This is a genomic window from Paenibacillus sp. NPDC056722 (assembly GCF_042790635.1).
In the GTDB taxonomy this organism is placed as follows: Bacteria; Bacillota; Bacilli; order Paenibacillales; family Paenibacillaceae; genus Paenibacillus_AQ; species Paenibacillus_AQ agri.
In genome coordinates, this window is record NZ_JBHTYV010000003.1 from 236,220 (window position 1) to 248,405 (window position 12,186).

Genomic DNA, 12,186 nt, shown 5'->3' on the forward strand with positions numbered 1-12,186 from the left:
TTAAGGGCTTTTTTTTACCCATATCTGGCCAATTTCAAGGTATAATTAATTTAAAATTTACTGAAAAACTGAGGGAATAAAGGGGATGTCGATTATGATCAAGGAATACCACAATGCTATCGAAGCCCATGGCAATACGAAATGTTTCTCCGAGCAGAACTTCAACAGACTTCTCGTTACAATGAAAGAACGTACAGTCCCTGAAGGATCACACCTTTTCTGGGAAGGCGACTATTCGGATAAACTATTTTACATCAAACGTGGACGTGTGAAATTAACCAAATCTACCGATGAAGGTAAAGAACTCATTCTCTATATGTACCAAGCTGGCGATATGGTCGGTCAAGCGGATCCTTTCTTCAGCACGAAGCACAGCTTTACAGCCGAAGTCATTGAAGACAGCGAAGTAGGCGTCATTGAACACAAGGATCTGGAGATTCTCATCTGCCAGCACTGCGACTTTGCCATTGACTTCATGAAATGGATGGGTATTCATCATCGTCTGACACAAACTAAATTCCGGGATCTAATGATGTATGGTAAACCGGGTGCACTCTGCTCTACGTTGATCCGTCTGGGCAACACCTATGGTGAGAAGAGCGGCGAGAACATTCTGATTAACAAAAAAATAACGCACACAGACCTGTCTAATATGATCGGTGCCACCCGTGAGAGCGTGAACCGGATGCTGAGCGATCTTCGGAAGAAAGACGCTGTGGAATATGAGAATGGCATGATCGTCATCAAGGATCTGGGCATGCTTCAGGAAATTTGCCATTGCGAAATGTGCCCGGGAGAAATTTGCCGAATTTAACGCCCTAATCTAATACCCTCTATTCACCTCATTGAATCATACCTGACCCAAGAAATTTCACGGAACTTAATAGAGTGGTCAAGACGCCTTGCGGGGCGTCTTTTTTTACGGCTGTACTGGCGGTCTACGATGATGACAAAGGCCAAATAAGGGGCTTTTAGAAGGACCATAACGACATGGTCAGTCCTCTAAATGTCAAAAACCAGGAAGCCCCCGACCTGCTGGAGACATCCTGGTTTAAAAAGTGTAACTTTGTTGAGTAGCATTGTGCTCAGCAAAAGACGCCCTTTAACTCTACGTTTGATGTTGCGTTTGCTTTTGTTTTATCTCTAGCTCTAGCTTTTACCTCTAATATACTCTTTAGCTTTGCCTCTAGATTTTCTTACCCGCGCCGCGCAAAGGTGAAATCAGCCAATAGGCCATACCGACAAAGACGCCGCCGCCAATAATATTACCGAGCGTTACAGGAATCATGTTGTGCAGCCAGCCTGCCAGCGAGATCGTTTCGGGATGACCTGGAAGCAGCAGCGCTACGCTCAGCAGCGTCATATTCGCTACACTGTGCTCATAGCCGCTGGCGATGAACGCGAACAGACACCACCAGATCAGCACCAGCTTGGCTGTCTCACTCTTGGCCCGCGAGGACATCCATAACGCCAGGCACACCAGCCAGTTACAAAGAATGCCGCGGAAGAACAACTCTGAGAACGGCAGACTCATTTTTTTAGCAGCAGCCGTGAAAATTAGATGTTCCGCCGGAGCCGCCTTGAATAGCCCCGTCCCTTGAATCAGAAGAGCAAGAACTATTGCACCCGCCAGATTGCCAAAAAAGACGATCACCCAGTTTTTCAGTGTATCCCCGATGCTCGTTCTGCCTGCAAGCGTGCTTGCAGTAAAAAACATATTATTGCCGGTAAACAGCTCCGATCCCGCAAAGACAACAAGGGTCAATGCGATTCCGAAGGAAGCCCCCATAATTAGTGATTGAAATGGCGACTTGAGTGCTGCCAGCGGCGCTCCCAGTGAAAAGATAAGGATAATGCCGATCCCTACATAGGCCCCTGCCAGTAGTGCTGCCAGAAAATACTTGGGCAGACTTTCATTCATTTTGTCCCTTTTGTAAACAGCTGCTTCAACGATGCTCTCCACATTTTGTGCAAACATTAACTTTCACCCCGCTGTTTCTGGTTCACCATGCTTATGAATCTTAACCGGTCAGGCTACACGCTAACCTTCACCTGATTTTCTTCAATCTGAACGGAATAGGTCACCACTCTGCCCTGATCTGGTGCCTGAACCTCTCCAGAACGCAGATCAATCTTCCAATCGTACAAGGGATCATAAAGGTAATAGCCCGATACGATTCCTTCCGCGAGCGGTCCACCCTTCGGATGAGGGCTCCGATTCTCCACAGCATAAAAAGTCCCGTCAGAGGTGCGGAAAACAGCCAGCTCAGTCTGTCCCGCCCTAACTACCCGGCCGATCTGTGGTAGAAAATCCTGCACTGCGCCGATCGCATATTCCTGCTTCGTCAGTTTCATCGTTCTCGCTCCTTTAAGATTATTCCTTCCTCATTCCGGCCAGCTTGCGCACGGCTAGACCTTTGCGGTCTCGAACAGAGCCGAACGGGTGCTGTCGTCATTCAGGATTTTTTTCCAAGGATCGCTAACCTGGGCCAGGGCAAAATCAATTCGTGCCGCCAGTTCCTTACGGTTACTCTCATTGTTCAGAATAACGTTCTGAATGTTCTCAAGTCCCATTCTCTCTACCCATTCGGAAGTTCTCTCCAGGTAGTTGCCAGTCTCCCGGTAATACTGCATTACGGCTGAGCATACTTCAATCAATTCCTCATCAGTCTTGACCTTACAGAAGGAGTCCGCAATCCGCGGTTTAATTCCGCCGTTGCCCCCGATAAAGACCTCCCAGCCGCCATCATTGCCGACGATGCCGATATCCTTGGTGCAGGATTCCGCGCAATTGCGTGGACAGCCGTTGACCGCCATTTTAAATTTCGCCGGGAAGTCCAATCGTTCGTACTTGCGTTCCATCAAAGCCCCCATCCCCATAGAATCCTGGGTGCCAAAGCGGCAGAACTGTGATCCCACACAGGTCTTGACGGTACGCAGCGACTTTGCATAACCATAACCGGACGGCATATCCAGCTCTTCCCACACCTTGGGCAGATCCTCCTTCTTCACACCAATCAGATCGAGGCGCTGTCCGCCGGTAACTTTGACCACTTTAACGTCGTACTTGAGGGAAACGTCGGCGATTTTTTTCAAATCCTCCGGTGTAGTCACCCCGCCGTACATCCGCGGAATTACAGTATAGGTACCGTCCTTCTGGATATTGGCTCCCATTCTCTCATTGACAAAGCGTGATTCCTTCTCATCCTCATAGGTGTCGGGATAAGTCATACCCAAATAATAGTTAATAGCAGGACGGCACTTGGAGCAGCCCTCCTCCTGGGCCCAGCCCAGCACATGCATGACCTCTTTACTGGTTTTTAGACCTTTGGCGTGAATCTCTGCCACGATCTCATCGCGGTTCAGGGAAGTACAGGTGCAAATGCCCTGTTTGGCACTTTGCTGGAAACTGTCACCAAGTACAAATTGCAAAATCTGCTCAACCACAGGTTTGCAGCCGCCGCAAGAACGGGTTGCGCCTGTGCAGGCCTTGATCTCGTCCACCGTCGTGAAGCCGTTCTCGGTTACCGCATCTACAATAGCTTTCTTCGTCACACCGTTGCAGCCGCAGACGATTTCTTCATCGGCCATAGATTCCACAGATAAGCCCTTTTTGGCCTCCCCATTTCCGCAGCAGCCGGTTCCCATAACCTCGGCATAGATATCATCCGTCATCTCCGCGCCTTGCTTCACAAGCTTCTGTAAGTTGGCCGATTCTGTCACATCTCCGAACAGAACAGCGCCGACGATAATATTATTTTTCAGCAAAATCTTCTTATATGTTCGTTTCCATTCATCTTTGGCAGAGATCACCGTATGTTCGGGGGTATCTATGAATTCGCCAGCAGAAAATACATCCACACCGGAAATCTTCAGCTTAGTCGATACCACGGAACCTTCATATGGCTTCGTGTCTACATTGCACAAATGCTTCGCAAGCACCATCCCCTGCTCAAACAACGGCGCGACGAGGCCATAGCATACACCCCGGTGCTCCGTACACTCGCCCACAGAATATACTCCCACTGCGGAGGTCTGAAGATAGTCATTCACAACAATGCCGCGGTTAACTTCAAGCCCACTGTCTCTCGCCAACTGCACGTTCGGCTTAATCCCGACAGCCATGACCACAAAATCAGCCGCCAGCTCACTGCCATCACTGAAGCGCAGCCCACTTACCCTCTGCCCGCCGGTCAGCTCTACCGTCTGCATACCCATCGCAAACTTCACACCTTGGCGCTCCAGTTCAGCTTGCAGCATTGAAGATGCGCTCCGATCCAGCTGGCGCTCCATCAAATCTTCCATCAGATGCACGACAGTGACATCCATGCCCAGATTGACCAGCCCTTTAGCCGCTTCCAGTCCGAGCAGTCCCCCGCCAATTACAGCTGCTTTGTTGTACTGCTGGGCTGCCTCCACCATAGCCTCACAATCCGCAATATCGCGGAAGCCTACTACTCCCTCCTTGTCGCTGCCCGGAACCGGCAGAATGAACGAATTTGATCCAGTGGCAATGATTGCCTTGTCATACGGAATCACCAAACCGCTGTCCGTGTAGATCTGGCGTGATGCTGTATCGATGCGCGTAGCTGTTGTTCCCGTATGCAGCGTAATCCCATTGTCTTTGTACCAGTTCCAATTATTTAGAATAATATCCTCGGTGGTCTTGCTGCCTTCCAGAACATAAGAAAGCATGATACGGTTGTAATTAGGGTGAGGTTCACTACCGATCACGGTAATCTCATACGCACCGCCAAGCTTTAAAATCTGCTCCACAGTGCCAATTCCAGCCATCCCGTTGCCGACTAATACCAACTTTTCTCTGCTTGCTGTCATGGTTAGGTACCTCCTCAATGCTTCTGCATGCTCTCTTGTTACTTCCATATAATGAAAGTATACATTTCAAATTTGAACCGTGATTGTGATTGCAGTCACAGTAATTGTGAATACTTTCACAATATATTTAGCAACTAACCATCTATATAAGATGCACAACAGAAAGTAACAAAAAGCGAGGAGGAACAAAGGGGGAAGTTTGGAACTGTAGGAGCGAAGCGCTCGCCTGAAAGCTTTCCGTAGGAAAGCTAGCACCGGAAGCATAGGCTGTAGCCAGATTTCAACCGCTACAAGCGGTTTACAAGGAAGAAATCTGGTGACAACAGCGACCGGAAGTCCAAACATTCCACCGTAGTGACGACAAGCATATGTTCGAATCTTATGTTCATCTTATCTATAACAATCCCTGATGAACGCAAATGAAATAGCCAGACCCCCTTTTTCTAACAGGCGATCTGGCCGTTATGTATTGTTATTATCGCAACCCTAAGGAAATCTCCAACTCATCCATCGGCCGAAGTTTCATGTCCATCCCGTTGTCCAGCAGCTTTTTTCCATTTACTCGCAATTTCCATATTTCACTGGACAGTGGTGTATGTCCCTTCACCACCTGTATCCTCTGGTTGTCTTCCGACAGTTGAACCATTCCGCAGCTTTTCAGCAGGCTTCTCACAGAGAGATCACTTGTAAAGCTCATTACGTATATATGTGTCAGGTTCTCCTGCTCACTCCCACCGTTCACGTATAGGAAGACTGAATCCGGGTCTTTGCCTCCGGCATCCGACTTTGCCATAATCACAATACGTGCGCTTGAATTAACGGGACTGCTCTTCCAATTCGTATTACTGATTACCTTGCCGTCCATTTGTACTTCCCATTCCATTTCTGGCCCCAGGGACACATTGCTTACAGCGAGAATCTTCTGTCTGTCTTCCGCAAATACAGCAATACCGCTGCCCTGCAACAGTTCAAGAATCGTGATTCCTTTTCTATAAGTGCCGCTCAACAATCTTTCTGTGCTGTCAGCCAGTTCTCTGCCGCCAACCATTAAAGAGAATGTCGGCCCCACAGGCTCTGTAACCACTTCCGCTTTGGTACCTAGAGCGGAGGAGCATCCCCCCAAGGTCATAATAATAATCACTCCTAGCAACAAACGCCCCAACCCTAGCATGGGCATTTCCAGCACCGCCTTATCTTCCCGACAACATCCGCTAGTAGTGTCTCAGGCTGTAATCACTTCGTATTTCGTCTCATTTTAGGATAACCGAAGCCAGCCATGTTCTCAATGCAAAATCAGGAGATTATTCCTATTGATAGAATAAAAAAGAGTCCCCGAAGGGACTCTATGCAAACTCTGCTTCTATATGATATCTGGGAAAAAGGATGTTGTTCTCCAGATGAATATGTTCAAACGTCATTCCTTCTAACTCTTCTAGGCGCGCATAGGTCAATCGATACGTAGTGCACGCGTGTTCCGGAGGTGTAAAATCCTCAGTAATCTTGCGAATCTGTCGTAAAATATCGCCTGCAGCATCATGCTCATCCTCCAGCTCAGCCAGAGCAGCACGTAATTCTGTCAAGCTGGCTGCTCCCGAATCAGCACTATATGCCAAAAGCCTAGGGAACTGAGTATCCTCTTCCTTAGCTGTATGGTCAAGCAGTTCATCCATCAGCTTGTGGAACAGCTCGTGTAGCTGGGCCAAATGTGGAGAGTTTTCCCCATGAACGCGAAATACTTTGTTGACATTCTGTGCGATTAGAGGCAATTCCTGACGCAGGTAATGATGATGCTTATCCACAATATGCTGAATCAGTTCAGAGGAAGTAGCATAGTTCCATACTGTTTCTTCTTCCAGAACCGGATGTTCCATCAGCAGTTTGTTCAGGTCGGCAAGCACAGCATCCTTGTCCAATCCCCGTTCAGTGACAGCTTCTCCAAGCGGTCTATCTCCACCGCAGCAGAAATCAATTCGATTAACTTTAAAATAATCCGCAGATTTAGGAAATTGCAGTACTACATCTCTTACCCAAGTTTCATTACTCAAACTGCTCTCCGGCGTTGGCCGGGAGGCTGAAACTCTATCCATAGGTTGTCTCATCATCATTGTGGATTCCTCCTTCGGTTGGCGGTTCAGGTTGGTCTACCCTTCCACTTTACCTCCGACAGAAACCTTGACTTGTGATTTAACACACAGCAATTGAAACGTTTTATTGAACAAAGGCCTGCATATACGTACGCTTGCCTTTGGCATCCTTCACATAAGGGCCGAGTCCGGCAAACCGGGCATGATCCATATAAACACCAGTCATCCATCGACCTTCCGTCAGCCCGCCATCCCATTGCAGGACCACATCGGGTGCTGAGATCCACTCCTGGTACACGCGAATATGCTGATCCTTATACTCTTTACAGGGCTTCGAGCGCTCAAGCAAAGGGAATTTGCTCAGATAGGTTGGCACGAAGTAAGAGGAGATCGTTTCCAGATCCTCTTCAGTCAAAAAGGGCTCTTCGCCCAAAAATGGTTCGAACAATATCGTATTCTCATACATGGACCAGATTACAGCCTGAAGTACCATGCTTTGTCTGATGCCATTGTGGAATTTGTACTTCCGCTGTACGCCGGATGGACGAATCTCAGCGGGAGGTGACGTAGATTCCAGGCAGTGACGTTCACAACCGATACATTTAAAGCCGGACGGACCTTGAATCCACTTCTGAAAAACAGTTCCACCATCGTTATCTCCCTTATAAAGGGAAGATATAATATTGTAAGGCACACCGATCCACGCATCCCACACGGACTTAGGAAGATGGCTGTGAAGCATAAACAGTGTCTTGTCATAAATAAGCTGCACCTTAATCGAAGCAGCCTCCAGCTCGGCAACATCCTTTTTTCCATACGTTATTTCCCGGGAAAACAGGGTAGTCTTCATCTTCTCGCCTCCTGTTAGTTGTGCTGAATCTAAAGCATGCATCTCAAGCAGCAACGTGGTACCCGGGCTGACTAGAGAATACTTAGGCCGGACAACAGGACAAAACATGCGATTGGAAATCATCCCCACGAAGTATGGGCAATGTTTTTTCTATTATATTACACAAATCTCGACTTTGTGCAACCATTCCCTATCCAATTTTAAGTAAATAAGTAATTTCATAGTTGGACAGACCTGAATACCATAGCTGAGCTATCAGAGGTTGAAAAAAGCCCCTCTCCAATACAGGAGAAAGAGGCTATCTACAAGTCATTGACCGGATGCAAGCTACTCAACCCAGCTCTCGGCCCATACAGAAATTTGTTTCATGACAGGCTCAAGTGCCCGTCCTTTGTCCGTCAACTCATATTCAATCCGCACCGGAGTTTCTGGATAGACATGGCGTACCAGAATGCCTTCGCATTCCAGATCCTTCATTCGCTCCGACAGCATCTTGTCACTCATCGAAGGGATCAGACCGGAAATATCCTTGAAGCGTTTCGGCCCGCTCATTAACGTCTGAATAATTAGTCCATTCCACCGCTTACCAAGGAAAGAAAAAGCCGTCTCAAATCTCGGACACATTGTCAGTTGATGTTGTTCCATTGTTTTCACCTCTCACTAATAAAACTTACTATTAGTTAGTATATAAAATTTTACCACACTTCAACCCCGATGAACATCGTTTGCCAAAAAAAAGTTAATACTGACATAATAATTGCCGTTTCTTACTACTCTCCGTCACCCTGTGAAGAAGCGCGTTCCGCTATCGCTTCAGTGACTACGAAGGCCAGATCATCATTGCCATACAGCGACAACACGCCGAGCACCGTATCATTGGAAATGAATCCGGCTTCTTCCTCAGATACGGTCAAGGAGAGCGCATGGTGCAGAGCTGCATTGTTCTCCTGATGCGGGTAAGCCTGCAAATACAAGGCATGCGGGTCCAGCTTATTGTTCACACACCACTGGGCAAAAACAAGAATCATCATTTCTTCATCACGCTTATAACTCTCAATAATCTGTTCTTCCATTTGTTTACGCTGGTCATCCATTTTATGTATGTCCCCTTTCTGTTCTCCTCAATCCGTAAGCTCTTCCGCCAGCTTGTGGCTTGCCAATACGGCTGCGGCCGCGATGCCGCATTGCTCCGGAGAGTCAATATGGCTTAGAAAATCATCCACAGCGCCGCTAAAGCCCCTTCTCTGGAGTATCGTATCCCAGCTACCAAAGCCCTGGCTACGCGGCAAGCCACCTTTTTCATAGAGTACCGCTGTCTCCAGGTTCACTACCTCCGCTGATCTGCCGTTTCCGTGCAGCTCCAGCTTCTCCAGATCTGTTCCGGCATCCCGGATCATACTGAACATCCCTGACGCTCCACTACTCCAACCCAATAGACCCGAGGATTGCAGCAATTGTCCCTCTTTGTTACTTTGCAGCATGGATCGTAACAGCTCATAGTCATTGCCGCACAGCCATAGCAGCAAATCCAGCATATGAATCAGATCATCATACACCGTCTCCCGGCTACTACTGCCAGATTGAAGCTCTGTTCGATGCTTAACGGCAGTACATTGACTGATGCCACCCGCCTGCTCTAACCAAGCCTTCGCTTGCATATACAAAGGAGCGTACCGGCGGTTAAACCCTACAGCCAGCAGAACCCCTTGCTCCTGAGCAAAAGAGGCCATTTCCTGCGACTCCTTCAAGTCATAGGAGAGCGGCTTGTCCACATAGACTGAGACTCTGCGTTCTAGACATTTCATAACGATATCATAATGGGAGGGTGTTGGGCTATGTACAAATACGGCATCCACATCCCAGGACAGTAATTCATTCAAATCAGTCGTGCCCTGAGGAAAACGATAGGTATCTACCGTATCTCGCACAGTTGTCGCGGAACGGCTCAACACTCCCGCGACCTCCACATGTGGATGGTTAGCCAGCAGTGGCAGATATACTTTACGCGCAATACTGCCGACACCGACCAGTGCAACTCTTTTTCGATCAGGAACTATCATGTCGTGAGCTCTCCCCCTTTTGAAGTCTGAATGTTCATCACGTATACACTCTTCCAGCTATTATACCTTGAACTGATGACCCGACAAATGACCTTTGCTTCAATAATTTCATTTTTTTCAGTATGATGAGATGAAGAGATGGAGGAAAGGGCATATTAAGATGAGAAAATGGTTGCCGATTCTGTTGTATATTGCGGGTATAGGCGCAGCTTTCATTTACAGGAATGACATCCTGGACTGGATGCGAAACGTTCAAAACCCGATTTTGTCGGTGGGAATGGCCACTGTGCTCGCCTTATTTCCGGTCGTGCCCTACAAGGCTGTCATCGGATTATTCGGCTATGTATATGGGAGTCTTGCAGGTGCGGTGATCTGCTGGTTAGCGACTAACCTGGCCGCAGCCTTGATGTTCATTGGCGTAAAGTACTGGTTCCAGGGCAGAGCCCGAGCCTATCTGGCCTCTATTCCCGCGCTTGAAAAATTCACAGCTACTGTGGAACGCCGTCCCTTCGCTTCTGTCGTATTGGCCCGGCTGCTGCCAATCATCCCGCAGACTGCGGTCAACGCTTATGCCGGAGCAGCAGGCCTGCCCTTCTGGAGCTTCCTACTGGCATCGGGCTTAGGCAAAATCCCCGGGATCGCCCTGTTCGCATATCTTGGCGGCAATGGGTTGAGCAATCCAAGGAATGCTATTATTGCTGTCCTGCTGTACGTGGCTGTGATTGGCCTAGCAGGGCTATCATTACGCTCGCGTCCAAATGGGGCTTAATGGAGGCAACTGCTGGCAGGCGGCCCATATTTGTTTTATAATTAAATTGTGATCTATTTAATTGCATTATCCGAATGGAGGGATATTAATGAGTGAAGTTCATAAGAATCATATAGAATCCAAAACGGAACAAGCCACCTTCGCAGGCGGATGCTTCTGGTGCATGGTATCCCCTTTTGAGGAGCTACCGGGCATTATCGACGTAGTCTCAGGTTATACCGGCGGCCATACAGAGAACCCTACCTATGAAGAAGTATGCTCCGAAACTACGGGCCACGTAGAAGCGGTGCAAATTACGTTCAATCCGGATATTTTCCCATATCGCAAGCTGTTAGAGCTGTTCTGGCAACAAATCGACCCTACCGATGAAGGCGGACAGTTCTACGACCGTGGAACTTCGTACGGCACAGCGATCTTCACCCATTCCGAGGAACAACGGGCTGAGGCAGAAGCTTCCAAAGCCGAGCTTCAGGAGAGCGGCCGCTTCTCCAAGCCAATTGTTACTCCTATTCTTCCAGCGTCCAAGTTCTATCGGGCTGAAGAATACCATCAAGGCTATCACCACAAGAACCCGGGGCATTACAAACGCTACCGCACTGGCTCCGGCCGGGATGCTTTTATCGAACAACACTGGTCCCATAAGGAAGACAAGGAAAGCCTGAGAGAACGTTTGACTCCACTCCAATATGAAGTGACACAGAATAATGCGACAGAGTCGCCTTTCCGCAACGAATTCTGGGATCATCATGGGGATGGCATTTATGTAGATATCGTATCCGGCGAGCCGCTGTTCAGCTCTGAGGACAAATACGACTCCGGCTGCGGCTGGCCGAGCTTCACCCGTCCGATCCGCGATTACTCCGTCAAAGAAAAGACCGACCTCAGCCACCTGATGGTCCGTACGGAAGTCCGCAGTAAAGAAGCCGATTCTCACCTCGGCCATGTGTTCAACGACGGCCCCGGCCCTAACGGCCTGCGCTACTGCATCAACTCCGCTGCACTGCGGTTTGTGCCCAAAGAAGACCTTGAAGAAGAAGGATACGGGGAATACCGGGTACTTTTTCAGCAAGCTTAATTAGCGGGGATGGGTATTGGTAAGAGTATGAGTTCGAGCACGCGTTAGAGTACGAGCTTGAGTAATGAGCTTGAGTACGTGTGTGCGTTTGAATAATGAGCAGCAACTAAAGACTTCGACATATAAGTACAGACAGGAGCCACTACGCTGTTTATACAACACCGTTAAATACGAATAGCTGACCTGCTATTGTGCTCCTCACAGTAATATCAAAGCCAAAGACAGAGCCGCCAAGCCTCACGAAATACGTGAGACTTGACGGCTTTTTTGGATCTTGAAGTGTAAGCTTTTAATGGAATTGGTCGTGAATATTTTCCACTACTAGTGCTCATCACTAATTCCCGTTACTCACTTCTGACTTTTACCCAAAAGATACAAGATGATCATGCTCCGCGCTGACGGCTAACTGGAAATTCTCCTGTTAATTCAAACATTTCTCCAGATATTCACACAATAACAGGATTATCTCCTGTTAATTCTGCCTGATTTAAATTTAATCGTATAATCGGGAG

General features: G+C 48.2%; 12 protein-coding genes. 3 read left to right on the forward strand and 9 right to left on the reverse strand.

The genetic code is table 11. The features are described 5' to 3' along the window. Window positions 1-94: 94 nt before the first annotated feature. Entirely contained in the window at window positions 95-814 is a 720-nt protein-coding gene (locus tag ACFRAM_RS09670) for a Crp/Fnr family transcriptional regulator (RefSeq protein ID WP_217622451.1), read from the forward strand. Between the two features lie 372 nt (window positions 815-1,186). On the opposite strand, the gene ACFRAM_RS09675 is transcribed toward ACFRAM_RS09670, so the two are convergent. The 9 genes from ACFRAM_RS09675 to ACFRAM_RS09715 form a co-directional block, all read right to left on the reverse strand. Continuing rightward, window positions 1,187-1,978, reverse strand: coding sequence for a formate/nitrite transporter family protein (locus ACFRAM_RS09675; protein WP_379465687.1), 792 nt, complete (start codon window positions 1,976-1,978; stop codon window positions 1,187-1,189). Window positions 1,979-2,034: 56 nt separating this feature from the next. Further along, entirely contained in the window at window positions 2,035-2,355 is a 321-nt protein-coding gene (nirD, locus tag ACFRAM_RS09680; RefSeq protein WP_379465688.1) for a nitrite reductase small subunit NirD, read from the reverse strand. 54 nt (window positions 2,356-2,409) lie between these two features. Next, a complete protein-coding gene (gene nirB / locus ACFRAM_RS09685; RefSeq protein WP_379465689.1) occupies window positions 2,410-4,836 on the reverse strand; it encodes a nitrite reductase large subunit NirB in 2,427 nt (808 codons plus the stop codon). A gap of 475 nt (window positions 4,837-5,311) precedes the next feature. Next, entirely contained in the window at window positions 5,312-6,013 is a 702-nt protein-coding gene (locus ACFRAM_RS09690) for a hypothetical protein (RefSeq protein WP_379465690.1), read from the reverse strand. A gap of 166 nt (window positions 6,014-6,179) precedes the next feature. Continuing rightward, window positions 6,180-6,938, reverse strand: a complete 759-nt coding sequence (gene ric / locus ACFRAM_RS09695; protein ID WP_379465937.1) for an iron-sulfur cluster repair di-iron protein — start codon at window positions 6,936-6,938, stop codon at window positions 6,180-6,182. A 106-nt stretch (window positions 6,939-7,044) separates the two neighbouring features. Then, a complete protein-coding gene (locus ACFRAM_RS09700) occupies window positions 7,045-7,770 on the reverse strand; it encodes a hypothetical protein (RefSeq protein WP_379465691.1) in 726 nt (241 codons plus the stop codon). 327 nt (window positions 7,771-8,097) lie between these two features. Beyond that, on the reverse strand, window positions 8,098-8,415 hold the full coding sequence (locus ACFRAM_RS09705) for a winged helix-turn-helix transcriptional regulator (protein WP_175373008.1): 318 nt from the start codon (window positions 8,413-8,415) through the stop codon (window positions 8,098-8,100). A gap of 125 nt (window positions 8,416-8,540) precedes the next feature. Then, complete coding sequence (locus ACFRAM_RS09710; RefSeq protein WP_379465692.1) at window positions 8,541-8,864, reverse strand: hypothetical protein; 324 nt, start codon at window positions 8,862-8,864, stop codon at window positions 8,541-8,543. Between the two features lie 27 nt (window positions 8,865-8,891). Next, window positions 8,892-9,830 (reverse strand): Gfo/Idh/MocA family protein, encoded by a 939-nt coding sequence (locus ACFRAM_RS09715; protein ID WP_379465693.1) that lies wholly within the window; start codon window positions 9,828-9,830, stop codon window positions 8,892-8,894. 160 nt (window positions 9,831-9,990) lie between these two features. On the opposite strand from ACFRAM_RS09715, the gene ACFRAM_RS09720 reads away from it, so the two are divergent. Both ACFRAM_RS09720 and msrA read left to right on the forward strand, forming a co-directional pair. Continuing rightward, a complete protein-coding gene (locus tag ACFRAM_RS09720; protein ID WP_379465694.1) occupies window positions 9,991-10,599 on the forward strand; it encodes a TVP38/TMEM64 family protein in 609 nt (202 codons plus the stop codon). Between the two features lie 88 nt (window positions 10,600-10,687). Then, window positions 10,688-11,674, forward strand: a complete 987-nt coding sequence (msrA, locus tag ACFRAM_RS09725) for a peptide-methionine (S)-S-oxide reductase MsrA (RefSeq protein WP_379465695.1) — start codon at window positions 10,688-10,690, stop codon at window positions 11,672-11,674. Window positions 11,675-12,186: the final 512 nt, after the last annotated feature.

Bases quoted from the DNA above. Each gene is read 5' to 3' on its own strand.
- ACFRAM_RS09675 (WP_379465687.1), bottom strand. From the start codon at position 1,978: ATGTTTGCACAAAATGTGGAGAGCATCGTTGAAGCAGCTGTTTACAAA.
- msrA (WP_379465695.1), top strand. From the start codon at position 10,688: ATGAGTGAAGTTCATAAGAATCATATAGAATCCAAAACGGAACAAGCC.
- ACFRAM_RS09700 (WP_379465691.1), bottom strand. From the start codon at position 7,770: ATGAAGACTACCCTGTTTTCCCGGGAAATAACGTATGGAAAAAAGGAT.
- ACFRAM_RS09715 (WP_379465693.1), bottom strand. From the start codon at position 9,830: ATGATAGTTCCTGATCGAAAAAGAGTTGCACTGGTCGGTGTCGGCAGT.
- ACFRAM_RS09690 (WP_379465690.1), bottom strand. From the start codon at position 6,013: ATGCCCATGCTAGGGTTGGGGCGTTTGTTGCTAGGAGTGATTATTATT.
- nirB (WP_379465689.1), bottom strand. From the start codon at position 4,836: ATGACAGCAAGCAGAGAAAAGTTGGTATTAGTCGGCAACGGGATGGCT.
- nirD (WP_379465688.1), bottom strand. From the start codon at position 2,355: ATGAAACTGACGAAGCAGGAATATGCGATCGGCGCAGTGCAGGATTTT.
- ric (WP_379465937.1), bottom strand. From the start codon at position 6,938: ATGATGAGACAACCTATGGATAGAGTTTCAGCCTCCCGGCCAACGCCG.
- ACFRAM_RS09720 (WP_379465694.1), top strand. From the start codon at position 9,991: ATGAGAAAATGGTTGCCGATTCTGTTGTATATTGCGGGTATAGGCGCA.
- ACFRAM_RS09710 (WP_379465692.1), bottom strand. From the start codon at position 8,864: ATGGATGACCAGCGTAAACAAATGGAAGAACAGATTATTGAGAGTTAT.
- ACFRAM_RS09705 (WP_175373008.1), bottom strand. From the start codon at position 8,415: ATGGAACAACATCAACTGACAATGTGTCCGAGATTTGAGACGGCTTTT.
- ACFRAM_RS09670 (WP_217622451.1), top strand. From the start codon at position 95: ATGATCAAGGAATACCACAATGCTATCGAAGCCCATGGCAATACGAAA.